The 21,201-nt window shown below is 57.2% G+C and carries 17 protein-coding genes; 10 read left to right on the forward strand and 7 right to left on the reverse strand.

The genetic code is table 11. The features are described 5' to 3' along the window. Position 1 precedes the first annotated feature (1 nt). Positions 2-946, reverse strand: coding sequence for a ketopantoate/pantoate/pantothenate transporter PanS (panS, locus tag SOM40_RS01160; RefSeq protein ID WP_225759806.1), 945 nt, complete (start codon positions 944-946; stop codon positions 2-4). 111 nt (positions 947-1,057) lie between these two features. Next, the gene (gene rtcR, locus SOM40_RS01165) at positions 1,058-2,632 is read right to left on the reverse strand and encodes an RNA repair transcriptional activator RtcR (RefSeq protein ID WP_261644501.1); all 1,575 of its coding nucleotides are present in this window, start codon (positions 2,630-2,632) and stop codon (positions 1,058-1,060) included. Between the two features lie 188 nt (positions 2,633-2,820). On the opposite strand from rtcR, the gene SOM40_RS01170 reads away from it, so the two are divergent. Next, positions 2,821-4,047 (forward strand): RtcB family protein, encoded by a 1,227-nt coding sequence (locus SOM40_RS01170; protein ID WP_261644503.1) that lies wholly within the window; start codon positions 2,821-2,823, stop codon positions 4,045-4,047. Positions 4,048-4,052: 5 nt separating this feature from the next. Then, positions 4,053-4,841, forward strand: a complete 789-nt coding sequence (locus SOM40_RS01175; protein WP_320529800.1) for a nucleotidyltransferase domain-containing protein — start codon at positions 4,053-4,055, stop codon at positions 4,839-4,841. 32 nt (positions 4,842-4,873) lie between these two features. Here SOM40_RS01175 and lysC read toward each other — a convergent pair whose 3' ends face one another. After that, positions 4,874-6,223: a lysine-sensitive aspartokinase 3 gene (gene lysC / locus SOM40_RS01180; protein ID WP_106993914.1), complete on the reverse strand. Its 1,350-nt coding sequence runs from the start codon at positions 6,221-6,223 to the stop codon at positions 4,874-4,876. Between the two features lie 304 nt (positions 6,224-6,527). Here lysC and pgi point away from each other — a divergent pair, with 304 nt between their 5' ends. Beyond that, positions 6,528-8,177, forward strand: a complete 1,650-nt coding sequence (gene pgi, locus SOM40_RS01185) for a glucose-6-phosphate isomerase (RefSeq protein ID WP_166181269.1) — start codon at positions 6,528-6,530, stop codon at positions 8,175-8,177. Positions 8,178-8,356: 179 nt separating this feature from the next. Next, the gene (gene psiE / locus SOM40_RS01190; RefSeq protein ID WP_103825384.1) at positions 8,357-8,767 is read left to right on the forward strand and encodes a phosphate-starvation-inducible protein PsiE; all 411 of its coding nucleotides are present in this window, start codon (positions 8,357-8,359) and stop codon (positions 8,765-8,767) included. A gap of 92 nt (positions 8,768-8,859) precedes the next feature. On the opposite strand, the gene malG is transcribed toward psiE, so the two are convergent. From malG to malE, 3 genes are all read right to left on the reverse strand, one after another. Then, positions 8,860-9,750: a maltose ABC transporter permease MalG gene (gene malG / locus SOM40_RS01195; protein WP_106993917.1), complete on the reverse strand. Its 891-nt coding sequence runs from the start codon at positions 9,748-9,750 to the stop codon at positions 8,860-8,862. A gap of 14 nt (positions 9,751-9,764) precedes the next feature. Continuing rightward, positions 9,765-11,309, reverse strand: coding sequence for a maltose ABC transporter permease MalF (gene malF / locus SOM40_RS01200; protein WP_166181271.1), 1,545 nt, complete (start codon positions 11,307-11,309; stop codon positions 9,765-9,767). A 121-nt stretch (positions 11,310-11,430) separates the two neighbouring features. After that, positions 11,431-12,621, reverse strand: a complete 1,191-nt coding sequence (gene malE / locus SOM40_RS01205; protein WP_106993919.1) for a maltose/maltodextrin ABC transporter substrate-binding protein MalE — start codon at positions 12,619-12,621, stop codon at positions 11,431-11,433. 369 nt (positions 12,622-12,990) lie between these two features. Here malE and malK point away from each other — a divergent pair, with 369 nt between their 5' ends. The 5 genes from malK to ubiA all read left to right on the forward strand — a co-directional run bounded on the left by malK (position 12,991) and on the right by ubiA (position 18,116). Continuing rightward, positions 12,991-14,100, forward strand: a complete 1,110-nt coding sequence (gene malK / locus SOM40_RS01210) for a maltose/maltodextrin ABC transporter ATP-binding protein MalK (protein WP_106993920.1) — start codon at positions 12,991-12,993, stop codon at positions 14,098-14,100. Positions 14,101-14,174: 74 nt separating this feature from the next. Continuing rightward, a complete protein-coding gene (locus tag SOM40_RS01215; protein ID WP_225759802.1) occupies positions 14,175-15,479 on the forward strand; it encodes a maltoporin in 1,305 nt (434 codons plus the stop codon). 113 nt (positions 15,480-15,592) lie between these two features. Next, a complete protein-coding gene (malM, locus tag SOM40_RS01220) occupies positions 15,593-16,555 on the forward strand; it encodes a maltose operon protein MalM (protein ID WP_312079813.1) in 963 nt (320 codons plus the stop codon). A gap of 181 nt (positions 16,556-16,736) precedes the next feature. Beyond that, positions 16,737-17,234 carry a chorismate lyase gene (gene ubiC, locus SOM40_RS01225; RefSeq protein ID WP_106993923.1) on the forward strand — a complete coding sequence of 166 codons (498 nt, stop codon included), beginning with the start codon at positions 16,737-16,739 and terminating at the stop codon, positions 17,232-17,234. 12 nt (positions 17,235-17,246) lie between these two features. Then, positions 17,247-18,116 (forward strand): 4-hydroxybenzoate octaprenyltransferase, encoded by an 870-nt coding sequence (ubiA, locus tag SOM40_RS01230; protein ID WP_320529801.1) that lies wholly within the window; start codon positions 17,247-17,249, stop codon positions 18,114-18,116. Between the two features lie 94 nt (positions 18,117-18,210). On the opposite strand, the gene plsB is transcribed toward ubiA, so the two are convergent. Continuing rightward, entirely contained in the window at positions 18,211-20,631 is a 2,421-nt protein-coding gene (plsB, locus tag SOM40_RS01235; RefSeq protein WP_261644514.1) for a glycerol-3-phosphate 1-O-acyltransferase PlsB, read from the reverse strand. Between the two features lie 155 nt (positions 20,632-20,786). Here plsB and SOM40_RS01240 point away from each other — a divergent pair, with 155 nt between their 5' ends. Next, positions 20,787-21,155 carry a diacylglycerol kinase gene (locus SOM40_RS01240; protein WP_106993926.1) on the forward strand — a complete coding sequence of 123 codons (369 nt, stop codon included), beginning with the start codon at positions 20,787-20,789 and terminating at the stop codon, positions 21,153-21,155. Positions 21,156-21,201 lie beyond the last annotated feature (46 nt).

Consider the following 21,201-nt stretch of genomic DNA (forward strand, 5'->3'; position numbering starts at 1 on the left):
ATTAACTTTCCTTCACCACATCGCGTTTCTTTTGGTCATCGATCGGCTTACCCGACCAGTAACCTGCCAGCAGCGAGCCGGACAGGTTATGCCATACCGAGAACAGCGCGCCCGGCAGTGCCGCCAGCGGCGAGAAGTAGATTTTGCCGAGCGCCGCGGCCAGGCCAGAGTTTTGCATCCCCACCTCAATCGCCAGCGTGCGGCAGGTGGATTCGTCAAAGCCGAACAGCTTCCCGCCCCAGTAACCGCCCAGCAGGCCGATAGTGTTGTGCAGCACCACGGCGATAATCACCACAAAACCAACCGAGGCGATATGCGCCGCAGAACCGGCCACCACGGCGCTGATGATCGCCAGAATACACAGCATTGAAAATGCTGGCAGGTACGGCTCCACGGCTTTCACCAGCCGCGGGAACAGGTGGTGGATAACCAGCCCCAGCGCAATCGGGATCACCACGATCTGCAGAATGCTCAGCAGCATCCCCATCACATCCACCTGAATGTGGGCATCCACGTACAGACGCGTCAGCAGCGGGGTCGCTACTACGCCCACCAGCGTGGAGACAGAAGAGATGGTCACCGACAGGGCCACATCGCCTTTCGCCAGATAGATCATCACGTTGGAGGCCGTCCCGCTGGCGACGCTGCCCACCAGTACCATCCCGGCGGAAAGATCCGGCGGCATCTTAAAAGCAATAGCCAGCAACCATGCCGCCAGCGGCATCACCAGGTAGTGCAGGAAAATCCCTGCCGCGACCGGCGCCGGGCGTGACAGGACGCGTTTAAAATCGTCGATTTTCAGGTGTACGCCCATGCCGAACATGATCAGCATCAGCAGCGTGGTGACCCACGGGCCGATAGGAGTAAAAGTGGTTGGGGTGTAATACGCTAATACAGAGAGCAGCAGCGCCCATAACGGGAACAGCCGGGTGATGGCGGATAACATACGGATTCCTTGCGATTGTGTTGTGTCATGTAGTTATAAAAAAGCCGGGTTCGAGCCCGGCTTAGAGATAGTGTTTATCCTGCTAACTAATTTTATTCAACCAAATTTTCTTCATGATCCCGGGTGCAGGCTTTCCCAGCTCAGCCCAAAGCGGGCGAGATATTTGCGCAGCCTGTCGGCATCGTTAGGATTGACCTTTTTCATCCGGGAGACCGCAAAGAGTTCGCGGCCGGCCTCGGATAATGAGGCGCTACGGCGGCACACCTCCAGCACGGTTTCCAGCTGCCGCTGGTCGAAGAGATCGAGTTCCATCGCCACTGATAGCGTGGCGGTCTGCCAGTTCGCCTGCAGCCTGGCAATCTCTTCCTCAACCAGCGCTAAGGTGATGCGCCCCTGATCCGCAAGCGTGGCCATCCGCGCCACCGAGGAGCCCAGTTCACGAAAGTTACCCCGCCATAACGCCTGAGGCGAGTCAGCAAAACGCAGATAGCGCTCGCGCGCCTCTTTGTCGAAGCGAACCTGAGACTGGGCTTCGGCTGCGAAGCGTTGCAGTTCGTACTCCACGTTCGGGGCGATATCTTCCCGGCGCTGCGCCAGGCCGGGCAGGGCAAAACTCCACATATTGATACGGGCGAAGAGATCCTCCCGGAAACGGCCTTCCGCTACCCACTGACGCATATCCCGGTGCGTGCCGGCAATCAGCTGAAAATCGCTCCTGACCTCTTTGTCGGAGCCAAAGGGGAAGAAGGTTTTTTCTTCGATAGCCTTCAACAGCATGGCCTGTTCGTCGAGGCCCAGTTCGGCGATCTCATCTAAAAACAGCACGCCGCCGTCGGCCTCACGTAGCAGCCCGGCGCGGGCCGTTGCTGCTCCGGTAAAGGCGCCTTTGACATGACCGAAAAGGGTCGACATGGCGTTATCACCCCGCAGCGTGGCGCAGTTTACCGCCACCAGCCTGCCTGTCAGCTGATGGCGGGATTGCTTAAGCTGGTAGATACGGTTGGCGAGGAAGGATTTTCCGGCCCCCGTTGGGCCAGTCAGCAGAACAGGAGCGGTCGAGCGCAGCGCCACACGTTCAATCTGATCGATTAAGGCGTTAAAGGTGGCATTGCGGGTATCAATCCCGGCTTTCAGGAACGAAACGGATTCCTGCTGTTCACGCTGAAAGCGGCTGGTCAGCGTGGCATAGCGGCTTAAATCCAGATCGATGATCGAGTAACGTCCGACGGGCACGGCCTCTTCCGGCGCATCCCTGCTGGCGGGGCCGGTCTGGATCAGGCTGGCGGGGAGGTACCGCGCTTCGGTCAGCAAAAACCAGCAGATCTGCGCGACGTGGGTGCCGGTGGTGATATGCACCAGGTACTCTTCATTTTCGGTGTCAAACTTATAGCGTGTGGCGAAATCGAGAAACGCGGCGTAGACCTCTTCAAAATCCCAGGGATCGGCGATGGTTACGGGACACGGGCGCACGGTGGTATGGGGTGAGAGCAGCCTGATATCTTCCGTTAGCTGTTCCGCCATCCCCCGATCCTGGGGCTGGTGGAGCAGTTCAAGCCTGTCGACGGGGAGATCGGGCTGTTGGCAAAGCGCGACCGTTGGGCGCCATTTGCGTAAGCGGTTGGCCCGCTTGCCGCGTTTGTCCATCACCGTACCCAGGACCCCAATAACCACTCGCCGCTTTTTCATGTTTATCCTGAAAGATAAAAATCGATACTAAAAGATAAAAAGGTTCTGCGGGTTACGCAATGCCCGGAATAGTGTTGAAGACAAAAAATAGCACAATCAATGGCATATCTTTTTTATGAACAGGGTGAGTAATCTGGCACGCTTCTGGCAATACTTCTCAGTAACAGACAGCCCTGAGGGTGAGCACCATGAAACAGAATGATTTTGATGTATTAAAGGCGCAACACAGCGCCCCGGTAAAAATGTGGACGCACGGGGTGCCCGTTGAGCCAGAGGCGCGCGAGCAACTGCTGAATACCGCGAAGATGCCGTTTATTTTTAAACATCTGGCGGTAATGCCGGATGTGCATCTCGGAAAAGGCTCCACCATTGGCAGCGTAATTCCCACCAAAGGGGCCATTATTCCCGCGGCGGTAGGGGTGGATATCGGCTGCGGGATGATCGCCGTGCGGACCTCACTGCTGGCAGGCGATCTGCCGGATAACCTCCACGGACTGCGCAGCGCCATTGAACAGGCCGTGCCACACGGGCGTACCAACACCCGCTCCCGTCGCGACAAAGGGGCGTGGGAAAAGACGCCGGATGAAGTGGATAACCACTGGCGACAGCTGGCGCCGCGCTTCAAACGGCTGACGGATAAGTATCCGCAACTGCTGAAAACCAATAACCATCAGCACCTGGGGACACTGGGCACCGGGAATCACTTTATCGAGATCTGTCTGGACGAGCAGCAACGGGTGTGGGTCATGCTGCACAGCGGCTCGCGTGGCGTGGGCAACGCGATCGGCAACGTGTTTATCGCCCTGGCGCAGAAGGATATGCAGCAGCACATCGCCAACCTGCCGGACAGGAACCTGGCCTATTTCCAGGAGGGGAGCCGGCACTATAACGACTACATCGAAGCCGTGGAGTGGGCGCAGGATTTTGCCCGCCATAATCGCGAGGCGATGATGTCGCGGGTGCTGGCCGCGCTGTCGCGCATCGTACCAAAGCCTTTCCTGACCCAGCAGGAGGCGGTGAATTGCCATCACAACTATGTGCAGAAAGAGCGTCATTTTGGTGAAGAGGTGCTGGTGACGCGCAAAGGGGCGGTGTCGGCGCAGAAGGGCGAGATGGGGATCATCCCCGGCTCGATGGGGGCGAAGAGCTTCATTGTGCGCGGTCTGGGCAATGAAGAGAGCTTCTGCTCCTGCAGTCATGGGGCAGGGCGGGTGATGAGCCGCACGGCAGCTAAAAAACGCTTCACCGTGGCCGATCAGATCCGCGCCACGGCCCACGTCGAGTGCAGAAAAGACAACGAGGTCATCGATGAGATCCCGATGGCCTATAAAGACATCGATGCGGTCATGGCGGCGCAGTCGTCGCTGGTCGAAATCGTCCATACGTTGCGCCAGGTGGTATGTGTAAAAGGATAAAGCAGATGGCTGATAATGGTGTAGATACTGTCATGCGCGAGCGCGTGCGGCAGCAACTCAACGAAATAGAACAACGATTTAATGTGACCGTGCTGTACGCCTGTGAATCGGGCAGCCGGGGCTGGGGCTTTGCGTCGCCGGATAGCGATTATGACGTGCGCTTCCTGTATGTGCATAAACCTGACTGGTATTTGCGCGTAGAGCCGCAGCGGGACGTGATCGAGTTGCCTATCGACGACGAGCTGGACGTGAGCGGCTGGGAGTGGCGCAAGGCGCTTGGCCTGCTGAAAGCGGCTAACCCTACGCTTATCGAGTGGCTGGATTCGCCGGTGGTCTATCAGCAGAGCGAAACCGTGATAACAGAACTACGCGCACAGGTACCCGCCTGGTTTTCCCCGGTTCGTGCGCGCTGGCACTACTACTCCATGGCGCGCAAAAACTTCCGCGGTTATTTACAGGGCGAAGAGGTGCGGCTGAAGAAGTACTTTTACGTCCTGCGTCCACTGTTAGCGGTGCGCTGGATAGAGGCCGGAAAAGGTATGCCGCCGATGCGCTTTGCCGAACTGCTGGCGGGAAGCGATCTCGATACGCCGTTACGTCAGGAGATCGATGCGCTGCTGGCGATAAAACAGCGTGGGGGAGAGGCGCAGTACGGCCCGAGACGCCCCTTGCTGCACGCATTCATCACCCGGGAGCTGGCGCGAGGCGAAAACCCGCCCACGCTGCCGGACAGCCGGGATGGCAAGATAGCCTCGCTGGATTCGCTGCTGCTGAGAACGGTGCTGGCGGGATAAAAAAAGGGCCCGGTTTCCCGGGCCCTTTCCTGTTACTCAAATAAATTGTGATGCAGTTTCTGCACGACCTGCTCGGCTTCATGGCCTGGTACCAGGAAGCACAGGTTGTAGCTGGATGCGCCGTAGCAAATCATGCGGATGTTAAACGGATCCAGCACGCCAAACACCTCTTTGCCCACGCCGCTAGCGCGGGACAGCTCGTTACCGATGATGGCCACCAGGGCGAGATCTTCTTCCACCTCGACGCGGCACAGTTCCGACAGCTCCATCAGCAGGGACTGGGTCAGCAGGGTATCCCCGGTAGAGGTTGAGCCGGTGGTATCCAGGGTCAGGGCGATGTTCACTTCTGAGGTGGTCACCAGATCCACCGAAATGCTGTGGCGCGCCAGAATGCTAAACACTTCGGCCAGGAAGCCGCGGGAGTGCAGCATACTCAGGCTGTGCAGGGTCAGCAGGGTCTGCTTGCGACGCAGGGCGATGGCGCGGAACAGCGGTGGGTTTTCAGTGGTGTTGCACACGATAGTGCCGCCCGCTTTTGGATCTTTGCTGGAACCGACGAAGACCGGGATATTGCTGCGTACCGCAGGCATCAGCGTCGCCGGGTGCAGCACTTTCGCGCCAAAGGTCGCCATCTCAGCGGCCTCTTCAAAGGCGATCACGTCAATACGTTTTGCCGCTGGCACCACGCGCGGGTCGGTGGTGTAGATACCCGGTACGTCCGTCCAGATATCGACGCGGGAGGCCTGCAGGGCTTCACCCAGCAGGGCTGCGGTGTAGTCGCTGCCGCCACGGCCCAGCGTGGTGGTACGGCCTTTGGCTTCGCTGCCGATAAAGCCCTGAGTGATGACAATCCCTTCAGCCAGACGCGGCGCCAGCTGTTGGGTGGTCAGTTCGGCAATGGCGGTAACGTCCGGCTCGGCACGGCCAAAGCGGTCGCTGGTGCGCAGCACTTTACGCACGTCAAACCACTGCGACTGAACGTTACGCTCGCGCAGCACTTCAACAAACAGCAGGGTCGACATCAGCTCACCGTGGCTGACCAGCTCGTCGGTCAGAGCGGTGGAGGTTGCCAGCGAGGCCGCTTCCGCCAGGGTGATGATATTTTCCAGCAGGCGCTCAATCTCTTCGCTGATCACGCTCGGATTGCGCAGACGGCCAAGAATATCGAACTGAATTTTGTGCAGCGCTGCGAGCTTCGCCTGGCGCTCGCTCGCTTCCAGCCCTTCAGCAAGGGCGACCAACAGATTAGTGACGCCAGCCGAAGCGGACAACACCACCAGGCGGGTATCAGGATCGGCCAGCACCACATCGGCGCTGCGGTTCATGGCATCAAAATCGGCCACGCTGGTACCGCCAAATTTGGCGACAACAAAACTCGTCATAACAACCTCGTGTCAGGGAAGGAAAAAAGCGACCATGGCACAAGGACAAAATAGTTTTATCGGTGCAGGCGCAAATACCGTGTGTATAAATAAAATGTGCAGGGGATCCTGTCAACGCCGGGATTATGCGGATTTTTCATGCTGCCTTCCATATGAGAAACAGGACTTATAACAGCTATACTTTTGGAGCTTTTGCGCCGCACTTGATACAGGCCAGGCCAATGGCATAAAAACCATCACAATTTTTAGCGACAGAGGCTACAATCGACCGAGGTCACAATTCTCAATTCAGAAGAGTATTGCTATGAAAAATATCAATCCAACGCAGACTTCAGCCTGGCAGGCATTACAGAAACACTTTGATGAAATGAAAGACGTCACCATCGCGGAGCTGTTCGCGAAAGACGCCGATCGTTTCAGCAAGTTCTCCGCGACCTTCGACGATCAGATGCTGGTAGATTTTTCCAAAAACCGCATCACTGAAGAGACGCTGGCAAAACTGCAGGATCTGGCGAAAGAGACCGATCTGAGCGGTGCCATCAAGTCCATGTTCTCCGGTGAGAAGATCAACCGCACCGAAGACCGCGCTGTGCTGCACGTGGCCCTGCGTAACCGTAGCAATACGCCGATTATCGTTGACGGCAAAGATGTGATGCCGGAAGTGAACGCGGTGCTGGAAAAGATGAAGACCTTCTCTGAAGCGATCATCTCAGGTAGCTGGAAAGGCTATACCGGCCAGGCGATCACTGACGTGGTGAACATCGGTATCGGCGGCTCCGACCTCGGCCCGTTCATGGTGACCGAAGCGCTGCGTCCGTACAAAAACCACCTCAACATGCACTTTGTCTCTAACGTCGATGGTACCCACATCGCCGAAGTGCTGAAAAACGTCAATCCGGAAACCACCCTGTTCCTGGTGGCGTCCAAAACCTTCACCACTCAGGAAACCATGACCAACGCCCACAGCGCGCGCGACTGGTTCCTGGAAACAGCTGGTGATCAGCAGCACGTAGCGAAACACTTCGCGGCGCTCTCCACCAATGCCAAAGCAGTAGGCGAGTTCGGCATCGACACCGCCAACATGTTTGAATTCTGGGACTGGGTGGGCGGTCGTTACTCCCTGTGGTCAGCTATCGGTCTGTCGATCATCCTCTCCGTGGGCTACGACAACTTTGTTGAGCTGCTCTCCGGCGCGCATGCGATGGATAACCACTTCGCCACCACCCCGGCAGAGAAAAACCTGCCGGTGCTGCTGGCGCTGATCGGCATCTGGTACAACAACTTCTTCGGTGCCGAAACCGAAGCGATCCTGCCGTACGACCAGTACATGCACCGTTTCGCGGCCTACTTCCAGCAGGGCAACATGGAATCCAACGGCAAATACGTTGACCGTAACGGCAACGCCGTGGATTATCAGACCGGCCCCATCATCTGGGGTGAGCCAGGTACCAACGGCCAGCATGCGTTCTATCAGCTGATCCACCAGGGCACCAAAATGGTTCCGTGCGACTTTATCGCCCCGGCCATTACCCACAACCCACTGTCCGATCACCATCCGAAGCTGCTGTCGAACTTCTTCGCGCAAACTGAAGCGCTGGCGTTCGGTAAAGCGCGTGATGTGGTTGAGCAAGAGTATCGCGATCAGGGTAAAGATCCGGCGACCCTGGACCACGTGGTGCCGTTCAAAGTGTTCGAAGGCAACCGTCCGACCAACTCCATCCTGCTGCGTGAGATCACCCCGTTCAGCCTGGGCGCGCTGATAGCCCTGTATGAGCACAAAATCTTCACCCAGGGCGCGATCCTGAACATCTTCACCTTCGACCAGTGGGGCGTTGAGCTGGGCAAACAGCTGGCAAACCGCATTCTGCCAGAGCTGGGTGATAACCAGGATATCAACAGCCACGACAGCTCCACCAACGGTCTGATTAACCGTTATAAAGCCTGGCGTGCATAAGTAAGTCTGCTGTGGTCTGTGTGCCCGGTGGCGCTACGCTTACCGGGCCTACAAAACCCCGTAGGCCGGGCAAACGAAGTGCCGCCCGGCAGATCTGCACAAAACATAAACAAAAAATATAGATCCCCGTCACATTTTTGCGTTATACAGGAACCTCGCCCCGGAGAATGAGGTGCTGTATGACATCCCTGACTCGCCCACGCGTTGAGTTTATCTCAACCATTCTGCAGACCGTGCTGAACCTGGGTCTGCTGAGCCTTGGCCTGATCCTGGTGGTCTTCCTCGGTAAAGAGACGGTACATCTGGCTGATGTGCTTTTTGCCCCTGAGCAAACCAGCAAATACGAGCTGGTTGAAGGGCTGGTGGTTTACTTTCTCTACTTCGAATTTATCGCCCTGATCGTCAAGTACTTTCAGTCTGGCTTTCACTTCCCGCTGCGCTACTTTGTCTACATTGGCATCACCGCGATTGTGCGACTGATTATCGTCGATCATAAATCGCCCCTCGACGTGCTGCTCTACTCGGCGGCTATCCTGCTGCTGGTGGTCACACTCTGGCTGTGCAACTCGAAGCGACTGAAACGGGAATAAAAAAGGGCGGCCCGAGGGCCGCCGAAAACAGTCACAAGTTGGATTAGTACATCAAGGCAAAGTTGAGGGTTGCAGTGGCATAACGATGGAACTTACCCTTTCACGCCCCCCGCGGTCAGGCCGTTCACCAGCCAGCGCTGGGCCAGCAGGAACACGACGGTGATCGGGATAGCGGAAAGGACGGCGGCTGCGGCAAAGTCGCCCCACAGGTAGTTTTGTGGGTTGAGGTATTGCTGCATCCCTACCGCCAGGGTGTAGCTGTTCACATCACGCAGCAGCAGTGACGCGACCGGCACTTCAGTGATGGCGGCGATAAACGACAGAATAAAGACCACCGCCAGAATCGGCACGGAGAGCGGCAGCAGCACCAGGCGGAACGCCTGCCATGGGGTGGCGCCATCCAGCGAGGCTGCTTCTTCCAGCGAGTTGTCGATGGTTTCGAAATAGCCCTTGATGGTCCAGACGTGCAGCGCAATCCCGCCGAGGTAGGCGAAGATCACCCCGCCGTGGGTGTTCAGACCGATAAACGGCACGTACTGGCCGAGGCGGTCAAACAAGGCGTACAGGGCCACCAGCGACAGTACCGCCGGGAACATCTGGAAAATCAGCATCCCTTTCAGCAGCGTCGCTTTCCCCTTGAAGCGCATACGGGCAAATGCGTAGGCGCAGGTGGTGGAGAGGGTCACGATACCGATCGCGGTGATGGTGGCGACTTTCACCGAGTTCCACAGCCACAGCAGGACCGGGAACGGCGGCGGCGTGACGCGGCCATCAGCGTGTTCCACGCTGAAGCCCAGCGCCAGTTTCCAGTGCTCCCAGGAGATTTGCTCCGGGATCAGGCTCCCGGTGGCGAAGTTACCCGAACGCAGGGAGATGGCGATAACCATCAGCAGCGGGAACATGATCGCCGCGATAAAAATCAGCAGGCCTAAGTGCGTGGCGAAGAGGCGCAGCTTCTGAGATTTGGGTTGGACCATAGACATATTCTGTGCCCTCCTTAGTCGAATTTCATGCGTGTGGCTTTCAGGTTTACCACCGCCAGCGCGCCTACCAGCAGGAAGATCAGGGTGGCAATCGCCGCCGCCAGACCGAAGTCCTGACCACCGCCGCCTTCGAAGGCGATACGGTAGGTGTAGCTCACGAGCAGGTCGGTATAACCGGCTGGCGTGGTGGTGCCGAGACGGTCCGGGCCACCGTTGGTTAACAGCTGAATCAGCACGAAGTTGTTAAAGTTAAAGGCGAAGCTGGCGATCATCAGCGGCGTCAGCGGCTTGATCAGCAGCGGGAGCGTAATCTTAAAGAAGTTCTGGAACGGGGTCGCACCGTCCATCGCCGAGGCTTCGTACAGGTCATCCGGGATAGCCTTCAGCAGCCCCATGCACAGGATCATCATGTACGGATAGCCGAGCCAGGTGTTGACGATAACGATCATGGTGCGAGCGGTGGTTGGGTCGCTGAACCAGGCCGGTTTGATGCCAAACAGCCCGCTCAGCATCATGTTGATTTCACCAAAGCTCTGGTTGAACAGACCCTTGAAAATCAGAATCGAGATGAACGACGGCACGGCATACGGCAGGATCAGCAGGACGCGGTAGATCGCTTTCCCTTTTAACGCTTCCCACTGCACCAGGCAGGCCAGCACCATCCCGACGGCCACGGTCAGGATCACGGTCAGTACCGAGAAGACCACGGTCCAGACAAAGATAGCGAAGAACGGTTTCTGAATGCCTTCGTCGGTGAAGACGCGGGTAAAGTTGTCCCAGCCGATGGTGACGGTATAGCCCGGGCTCAGTTTATCGTCGCCCCAGTTGCCGTCGGCATTCACAGACTGGTAGAAGCCAATCTCGTTGTTCGGGCGGTACTTCACGCCGGTCTGGTTATTGGTGAGCGTGCTGTCATCGCCCAGCGTGTAGAGCGGGCGGGTGCCGGAGAACTGGCGCAGCGAGCTCATAATGACTTTACTTTCGTCTGGCAACTCGGCGGTAATCTGGGTCAGCGCCTGACGGTTCTGGGTGATAACACGCAGGTTAGCGCGTTCCCCTTCCGGCAGGGCGTCGGCCTCTTTCAGGGCCAGTTTCTGCTCGCCGCCAAATTTAAAGGCGTCGGAAACGTAGTATTTGCCTGCGGCATCGTCGGTCAGGGCCAGCTTCCACTCGTCGCCGGACGGGTAGAGGCCAAAGTTGAAGGTCTTACCAGCCTGATAGGAACGATCCATTAGCACCTGCTGGGCGCGCTCTTGCGCGAGCTGGTTGGTGCTGCTGTAGTTGGTGAAGGCAATGGCGATGGTGCAGATCAGGGGGAACAGGACAAACAGTCCCATCCCGGCCACGCCTGGATAGACATAACGCCAGGCGTAGGCTTTACGATTGGCGAAAATATAGAGGCCGACCGCGCTTAAGATCAGCGTCATGGCGGCAAACAGGTACTCCCCCTGGGCGTACATTACAACGATAAGGTAACCCACCAGCAAGCCCAGCAGACCAATCACTGACCATTTCAGCGTGTCGCTTTGCCACCAGTGTTTCTTTTTAACGACATCCATGGGGATCTTCCTCTACAACAATTAAACAACCCTCACCCCAACCCTCTCCCTGAGGGAGAGGGGGCGGTTTTCTCCTTCTCCCTTGAGGGAGAAGGCCGGGATGAGGGGGTTACAGCCAGTCTTACTTGGTAATACGACCCTGAGCATCTTTCAGCGCGGCATCCACAGTCTGACGACCGCTGGCGGCGTTGATCACCGCAGTACGGGTGGCATACCAGAAGGCAGCCATCTGTGGGATGTTCGGCATGATTTCGCCTTTCTCGGCGTTGCTCATGGTGGCGGCGATGCGCGGATCTTTCGCCAGCGTTTCCTGGAAGGATTTCAGCGCCACGGCACCCAATGGTTTGTCCTTGTTCACTTCTTCCAGACCCTGATCGGTCAGCAGGTAGTTTTCGAGGAACTCTTTCGCCAGCTCTTTGTTCGGGCTGGCGGCGTTGATACCGGCGCTCAGCACGCCAACAAAGGGTTTAGACGGCTTGCCATTGAAGGTTGGCAGCACCGCCACGCCGTAGTTAATCTTGCTCTTGTCGATGTTGGACCACGCCCACGGACCGTTGATGGTCATCGCGGTTTCGCCCTTGTTGAAGGCCGCTTCAGCGATGGAGTAATCGGTATCCGCGTTCATCTGCTTGTTCTTGATCAGGTCAACCAGGAAGGTCAGACCGGCTTTCGCCCCTGCGTTGTCCACGCCGACGTCTTTCACGTCGTATTTGCCGTCAGCAAATTTGAACGCGTAACCGCCATCGGCAGCAATCAACGGCCAGGTGAAGTACGGCTCTTGCAGGTTGAACATCAGCGCGCTCTTACCTTTCGCCTTCAGCTCTTTATCCAGAGCCGGGATCTCTTCCCAGGTTTTCGGCGGGTTCGGTACGAGGTCTTTGTTGTAGATCAGGGAGAGGGATTCAACCGCGACCGGGTAAGCGATCAGCTTGCCGTTGTAACGTACGGCATCCCAGGTGAACGGGAACAGTTTGTCCTGGAAGGCTTTATCCGGGGAGACTTCCGCCAGCAGGCCAGACTGTGCATAGCCGCCGAAACGGTCATGCGCCCAGAAGATAATGTCCGGGCCGTCGCCGGTCGCCGCAACCTGCGGGAATTTCTCTTCCAGCTTGTCCGGGTGTTCAACGGTAACTTTGATGCCGGTGTCTTTCTCGAATTTTTTACCCACTTCGGCCAGGCCGTTGTAGCCTTTATCGCCGTTAATCCAGATTACCAGCTTACCTTCTTCAATTTTGGCGAGCGCCGGAGCGGAGATCATCATTGCTGCAAGGGCGGACAATGCGAAAACGCGTGCGCCAGTCTTGATATTCATATCTGCCATCCTTTTTGGTGATGTGCTGTGGATACATGAGGTGGTTCAACGTCGCTCAGTCTCCTTATTTGACATCCTCTTTCCATCCTCCTGTCCCCTACGCCCCACCCCCGCTTTATGTGATCTGCGTTGCATAAATTTAAGTTATGTGTCCCAGCGCACATAAAAGTACGGTGAATTTTGCCAGTGACATCACGAATTTAGCCTCAGCCCCCCGGTCGCGCTGGCGGAGTCCTCTCTCTCATCCTCCCGCCTCCTCCCCCATAAAAAAGGCTGGGGGTGGAGGATTTGCGACGCCGCGTGATACCCCATAGTGAACTTATCTTGAATGTTTCTGTCGGCGACAGGTTGTAACGAAGGGAGTAGGGCATGGCGAGCGTAGAACTGCGTAACGTAACGAAAGCCTGGGGTGACGTGGTGGTGTCAAAAGATATCAACCTCGATATCCAGGAAGGCGAATTCGTGGTTTTTGTTGGCCCGTCAGGCTGCGGTAAATCGACGCTGCTGCGCATGATTGCCGGTCTGGAAACCATCACCAGCGGTGATTTGATGATTGGCGATACCCGGATGAACGATATCCCGCCTGCGGAACGTGGCGTCGGGATGGTCTTCCAGTCCTATGCGCTCTATCCCCATCTCTCCGTTGCCGAGAACATGTCGTTCGGCCTGAAGCTGGCCGGCGCCAAAAAAGAGGTCATCAACCAGCGCGTGACTCAGGTCGCCGAAGTGCTTCAGCTGGCGCACCTGCTGGAGCGTAAGCCGAAGGCACTCTCCGGTGGTCAACGTCAGCGTGTGGCGATTGGCCGTACGCTGGTGGCGGAACCGCGCGTGTTCCTGCTCGATGAGCCGCTGTCGAACCTCGACGCCGCACTGCGGGTGCAGATGCGTATTGAAATCTCCCGCCTGCACAAGCGTCTGGGCCGCACCATGATTTACGTCACCCACGATCAGGTCGAAGCGATGACTCTGGCCGACAAGATTGTGGTGCTGGATGCCGGCCGCGTGGCGCAGGTGGGCAAACCGCTGGAACTCTATCACTACCCGGCAGACCGCTTTGTTGCGGGCTTTATTGGCTCGCCAAAGATGAACTTCCTGCCGGTCAAAGTCACCGCCACCGCCATTGAACAGGTTCAGGTTGAACTGCCGAACCGCCAGCAGGTGTGGTTACCGGTCGACAGCGCAAACGTCAACGTCGGGGCCAACATGTCCCTCGGGATCCGTCCTGAGCACCTGCTGCCGAGCCACATCGCCGATGTGACGCTTGAAGGCGAGGTTCAGGTGGTTGAGCAACTTGGTCACGAAACACAGATTCATATCCAGATCCCCGCCATTCGTCAGAACCTGGTGTACCGCCAGAATGACGTGGTGTTGGTAAAAGAGGGTGCCACATTCGCTATCGGCTTGCCGCCAGAGCGCTGCCATCTCTTCCGGGAAGATGGCACTGCATGTCGTCGGCTGCATCAGGAGCCCGGCGTTTAAGTAACCCCAATAATAAGCACGAAACCATCAGGTGAAGTGTTCAAAGAAAAGCAATGATCTCAGGAGATAGAACAATGATTACTCTGCGCAAAGTCCCTCTGGCGGTCGCCATTGCGGCAGGCATCCTGTCTGCCCAGGCCGGCGCTGTAGACTTTAAAGGTTATGCTCGTTCTGGCATTGGCTGGACCGGGAGTGGTGGCGAACAGCAGTGTTTCCAGGCAACAGGTGCACAAAGTAAATACCGTCTTGGTAACGAATGTGAAACCTATGCCGAGATTAAACTGGGCCAGGAAGTGTGGAAAGAGGGCGACAAGAGCTTCTATTTCGACACCAACGTAGCGTATTCCGTTTCTCAGCGTAATGACTGGGAAGCCACTGACCCGGCATTCCGTGAAGCAAACGTGCAGGGTAAAAACCTGATTGAATGGCTGCCAGGCTCCACCATCTGGGCCGGTAAGCGCTTCTATCAGCGTCATGACGTTCACATGATCGACTTCTACTACTGGGATATCTCTGGTCCTGGTGCGGGTATCGAAAACATCGATCTGGGCTTCGGTAAACTCTCTCTGGCAGCGACCCGTTCTTCTGAATCCGGCGGCTCTTCTGCGTTCGCTGACTTCGATACTGATGGCAACCGTATTTACGACAATATCGTGCCGAACGATGTCTTCGACGTTCGTTTAGCCGGTATGGAAATCAACCCAGGCGGTACCCTGGAGCTGGGCGTTGACTACGGTCACACCAACATTCCAGACGACTACTACCTGCAGCCTGGCGCCTCTAAAGATGGCTGGATGTTCACCGCTGAACATACCCAGAGCATGTTGAAAGGCTTCAACAAGTTTGTGCTGCAGTACGCAACGGATTCCATGACCTCCAACGGGAAAGGTATTCCGCAGGGTGCTGGCCTGAACAACAACGGTTCTCTGATCCGCGTTCTCGACCACGGTGCCATCACCCTGGCAGACCAGTGGGATCTGATGTACGTCGGTATGTACCAGAATATCGATCTGGACAACAACAACGGTACCGAGTGGTGGACCGTCGGTATTCGTCCTATGTACAAATGGACACCAATCATGTCCACCCTGCTGGAAGTTGGCTATGACAACGTGAAATCCCAGCGTACTGAAGACAACAACAACCAGTACAAAATCACCCTGGCACAACAGTGGCAGGCTGGCGACAGCATCTGGTCTCGTCCGGCTATCCGTGTCTTCGCAACCTACGCCAAGTGGGATGAGAAATGGGGTTACGCTAACAATGGCGATACCGGTTACTCCTCTGGCGTAGCGTATAACGACACCTCCGCGAAGACCTTCAGCCGCGGCGACAACGATGAGTGGACCTTCGGTGCCCAGATGGAAATCTGGTGGTAAGACGTAGTCTCTGATGTATTGACCTAAAAGAGGGGCGCAAGCCCCTCTCTTCATAGAGTCCTGCGCGCTATTGCCTGGCCACCGCAGTGCTTATGCTATCTGAGGTAATAACAATGAAAATGAAGAAAAGTCTCGTCGCGCTGTGCCTCTCTGCAGGGTTGCTGGCAAGTGCTCCCGCCATCACCCTGGCGAACGTCAATTTTGTTCCGCAAAACACCAGCGCCGCGCCTGCTGTTCCGGCCGCCGCGCTGCAACAGCTGGTCTGGACGCCTGTCGACCAGTCTAAAACCCAGACCACCCAGCTCTCTACCGGCGGTCAGTCGCTGAATGTGCCGGGGATCGCCGGCCCGGTGGCCGCCTACAGCGTGCCTGCAAATATCGGTGAAATCACCCTCACGCTGACCAGTATTGTCAATAAACAAACCAGCGTATTTGCCCCGAACGTGCTGATTCTGGATCAGAACCTGACGCCATCGGCTTACTTCCCGAGCGAATACTTCACCTACCAGGAGCCGGGCGTGATGAGCGCGGACCGCCTGGAAGGGGTCATGCGCCTGACGCCAGCGCTGGGTCAGCAAAAACTCTATGTGCTGGTGTTTACTACCGATAAAGATCTGCAGCAAACCACCAAACTTCTCAACCCGGCAAAAGCCTATGCCAAAGGCACCGGCAACGCCGTACCGGATATTCCGGACCCGCTTGCCCGCCACGTTACCGAGGGTGAGCTGAAGCTGAAAGTCTCGACCAACAACGCCTCCAGCGTGCTGGTCGGCCCGCTGTTTGGCTCTTCCGGCCCGGGTCCGGTCACGGTGGGTAACACCGCAGCGCCAGCTCCGGTCTATGCCGCGCCAGTCGCTGCACCGGCTACCGCTGCTGCCCCAGTCGCTGCCCCGGTTGCCGCGAAGAAGAGCGAGCCGGTGCTTAACGACACCGAAACCTACTTCAATCAGGCGATTAAACAGGCAGTTGCTAAAGGCGACGTCGACAAGGCGCTGAAACTCCTTGATGAAGCCGAGCGTTTAGGCTCGACCACTGCCCGTTCCACCTTTATCAGCAGTGTAAAAGGCAAGGGGTGACCGTCTCCCCACAGTGCTGATTTTGTCAGTAGTTTGGTGCGCCCTTACGGGCGCACTTTTTTTGCACGGTCTGCCGCTGTTGCATCTCTGTTGCGATAATGTTCGCTAGTTCACGTTTGCCCGCCCCCATTCCGCGTTTCTGCGATACAATAGCTTCACGTTATGTATCGGAGAGTCTGGCATGTCACACCCCGCGCTAACGCAACTGCGCGCGCTGCGTTATTTTGACGAAATCCCTGCGCTGGAACCGGAGCAGCTCGACTGGCTGCTGCTGGAAGATTCCATGACCAAACGTTTTGAGCAGCAGGGCAAAAAGGTCACCGTGACCCTTATTCAGGAAGGATTCGTCACGCCTGACGCGGTAGCGGATGAACTGCCGTTGCTGCCGAAAGAGGCCCGCTACTGGCTGCGGGAGATCCTGCTCTGCGCCGACGGCGAGCCGTGGCTGGCCGGGCGCACCGTGGTGCCGGAATCTACTCTTACCGGGCCGGAGCTGGCGCTGCAGCAGATGGGCAAAACCCCGCTGGGACGTTATCTGTTCACCTCCTCCGAGCTTACCCGTGATTTTATTGAGATTGGTCGCGATGCCGGGCTATTAGGACGTCGTTCCCGCCTGCGCCTGAGTGGTAAACCCTTGATGCTGACCGAGCTGTTTTTACCGGCGTCGCCGTTGTACTAAGAGGAAGATAAAATGGAGTGGAGTCTGACGCAGAACAAGCTGCTGGCGTACCACCGTCTGATGCGAACCGACAAGCCGATCGGGGCGCTGCTGCTGCTGTGGCCGACGCTGTGGGCGCTATGGGTGGCGACCCCCGGGCTGCCGCCGCTGTGGATCCTGGCGGTGTTTGTGGCGGGCGTCTGGTTGATGCGTGCGGCAGGCTGTGTCGTCAACGACTATGCCGACCGTAAGTTTGATGGCCATGTAAAACGCACCGCTAATCGCCCGCTGCCGAGCGGCGATGTCACCGAGAAAGAGGCGCGCACGCTGTTTGTGGTGCTGGTCCTGCTGTCGTTCCTGCTGGTGTTAACCCTGAATACCATGACCATCCTGCTCTCCGTGGCAGCACTGGCTCTGGCCTGGGTCTACCCGTTTATGAAGCGCTATACCCATCTGCCGCAGGTGGTGCTGGGCGCCGCTTTTGGCTGGTCGATCCCGATGGCCTTTGCCGCCGTCAGCGAGAGCGTACCCTTGAGCTGCTGGCTGATGTTCCTGGCCAACATCCTCTGGGCGGTGGCCTACGATACGCAATACGCGATGGTCGATCGGGATGATGATCTGAAAATCGGCATCAAATCCACTGCCATTCTGTTTGGTCGGCAGGACAAGCTGATCATCGGGCTTTTGCAGGTGGCCGTGCTGGGGCTAATGGTGGCAATTGGTTACCTGAACCAGCTGAACGGGGCGTTTTACGCGGCAGTCGCGGCGGCAGGCGTGCTGTTTATCTACCAGCAGAAACTTATCGCCAACCGCGAGCGCGAAGCCTGTTTTAAAGCGTTTCTGAACAATAACTACGTCGGTCTGGTGCTGTTCCTGGGGCTGGCGGTGAGTTACCTGGCGTAAAAAAAGCCGGGTGGCGGCTTCGCCTTACCCGGCCTACATATTGTGCCGAATCGTAGGCCGGGTAAGCGTGAGCGCCACCCGGCTTTTTTACGCACTACTCGCCCTGCGTCGCGCTCTCAATCGTTAAGCGCACGTCTGAGGTAATCAGGTCCGCCAACATCTGGTACACCTTCATCGTCTCGGCCGGCTCGGCATCACCGCTGTCGCTGATATAGCCCTCGTCGCGTAGCGTCAACACCAGCGAACTGAACACCGCTTTATCGAAGAACTCCGGCGCGTTGATGCCGTGCAGCATCGACAGGCGCTGTGCCAGGGTGCGGCTCTCTTTCTCCAGCGTCCCGCGGTTGATCGACGGGTTGGCGCTCAGCAGCCAGAAGGTAATGGCGTAGCGCTGCACGGTTTCGCGTGCCCCCGCCGCCAGCAGCTGCAGCGTGCGTGCCCGGGACGGATTGATCAGCAGAATGTCATCTCTCTGCGAAATCAGCTCCTGGCGGGTCAGCTCTTCAATCTGCTTATCCAGCACCTCTGCCAGCTCGTCGTTGTCCCAGCGCAGGAACAGCTCGGCTTTCAGCATCGGGTAGAGGGCAGTCACATGCTCCAGCAGCGCCTGACGGGTGATCTGGCGATGCTGGGTGATGATGGCCGCCATCAGCGAAGGCAGCATCAGCATATGCGCAATGTTGTTGCGGTAGTAGGTCATCAGTACCGCCTGCTCGCGCGGCAGAATGATGATATCGCCGATGGTGTCCTTCTCGACCTCGAACTTGTTCATCTGCAGCGCGTGCTCGAGCAACTCGTTGGCGCTGGCGGTCGGCACCGTGGCATCTTCCGCGTACGGCACGTTGCGCAACAGGTTCAGGTAGCAGTCGAGCTGCTCGAGCAGCTGTTCGCGGGTGAGCGAGCGCTGGCGAGAGCCCAGCAGGGCGGTAGAACACAGGTTCATGGCGTTAGCCGCCCCGGCGTTGTTAATACGCACCATCAGATCGGCAGCAATGGCATTCACCGTTGGCGTCAGCCAGGCCGGACGTACCGCTTCGATCGGATCGATAGACTCGCGCCACTCCGGTACCCGGTTGTTCAGGTAGGTCATCAGCGGCATCGGTTCACCGAAGTTGACATACCCCTGACCGAGGTTACGCAGCTTGCTCAGACCACGCAGCATCTGCAGCAGGCTCTCTTTCTCTTTGGTGGCGCCGCGCAGCTCTTTGGCGTAGGTACCCACTTCCATCACGTGCTCGTAACCAATGTAAATCGGCACCAGGGTGATTGGACGCGTACCGCCACGCAGCATCGCCTGAATGGTCATCGACAGGGTGCCGGTCTTCGGATCGAGCAAACGCCCGGTACGGGAACGGCCACCCTCCACGAAATATTCCACCGAGTAGCCACGGCTGAACAGCTCGCCCAGATACTCACGGAACACCGTCGAGTAGAGCTTATTGCCTTTAAAGGTACGGCGAATAAAGAACGCACCCAGACGGCGGAAGATCGGGCCTGCCGGCCAGAAGTTGAGGTTGATCCCCGCAGCAATGTGCGGCGGCACCAGCCCCTGGTGATAGAGCACGTACGAGAGCAGCAGGTAGTCCATGTGGCTGCGGTGGCAGGGCACATAGACAATCTCATGGCCGTCGTGGGCAAGCTGGCGCACACGCTCGGCGTTGTGCACGTTAATCCCCTGATAGAGCCGGTTCCAGGTAAAGCTCAGGATACGGTCGCTAAGGCGGATCATCTCGTAGGAGAAGTTAGCCGCAATCTCTTCCATCAGGGCGATGGCGTTTTGCTGCGCCTTCTCATGGGAGATTTTTTTGCTGCGCGCTTCGTCTTCAACGGCGCGGGCAATGGCTTTTGAGGCCAGCAGCTTATTAAACAGATCCTGACGCGCGGGCAGGCGTGGGCCTACCGCAGCCAGACGCTGACGGGCAAAGTGCATACGCGCCACGCGGGCCAGCTTCTGGGCGATGGTCTTATCCGTGCCGTGCTCATCGGCCATCCGGCGCAGTGAGACTGACGGCGAAAAACGGACAAAGCTGTCGCGGCCCAGCCAGTTGACGGCGAAAAACTTCTGCACCCCATTGAGCATGCGCAACGGCGGATTCTCTTCGCCCTTATCGCGCCCCGGACGACGGCCAAACATCACCGACACGGGGACCATCTGCACGTCCAGCAGCGGGTTGCTGCGGTGCAGATCGAGGTAGTCGTGGAACAGCTTGATCGACTCTTCTTTCGGCGTGTACCAGGTGAACACACGAGGGCCACCGTGGATAAAGATGTAGCGCGGCAGCAGGGTGCCGTCGATCTCCAGCGGCTCCAGCGGATCGGGAAGATCGTGCGCCAGGCATTGGGCGCGCAGCGTCAGCAAGTCTGCCTTCGAGTTATAAGGCAACACATACATAATAGGACGCGAGGTATCGAGTCCTAATTCCAGCGTGGGAACCGCCGGGATAGACTTGCTTTTTACCAGGACGCTTAATGGTAAATTAAGTAATTTGTAGTAAATTCGTGGCCAGCCAGACATAAACGATGTAAAGCCTCTGGTTAAAAATGCAATTGCGGCGCAAGGATAACAGAAAGCGCGCAAGATTTCTGTTGTTACCCGTCATACTTCCGGGGGCGGCGCATAGCGCTTAAGCCACCGTTTCTGACGCTATTTTCGAAGAAAGGTTTCTTTTAATGGCCAATAATACCACTGGGTTAACCCGAATCATTAAAGCTGCCGGTTATTCATGGAAAGGCATCCGTGCTGCCTGGATCAATGAAGCCGCATTTCGCCAGGAGGGGGTTGCGGTCGCCGTGGCGATTATTATTGCCTGCTGGCTGGATGTTGATCCTATCACCCGCGTATTGCTGATTGGCTCGGTGATGTTGGTGATGATAGTCGAAATTCTGAACAGTGCGATCGAGGCGGTAGTCGACCGCATTGGCACTGATTTTCACGAGCTCTCGGGCCGGGCGAAAGATATGGGCTCTGCCGCGGTGCTGATGGCGATTATCGTTGCGTTGTTTACCTGGGTCACGCTGCTTTGGGGACATTTACGATAAGCCTTCAGAAACCGAACAAGTCTCTGGTTTTTTATGCGGTTTGTGG

It is taken from the genome of Leclercia sp. CFBP8987 (assembly GCF_034044995.2).
Taxonomy (GTDB): domain Bacteria; phylum Pseudomonadota; class Gammaproteobacteria; order Enterobacterales; family Enterobacteriaceae; genus Enterobacter; species Enterobacter tamurae.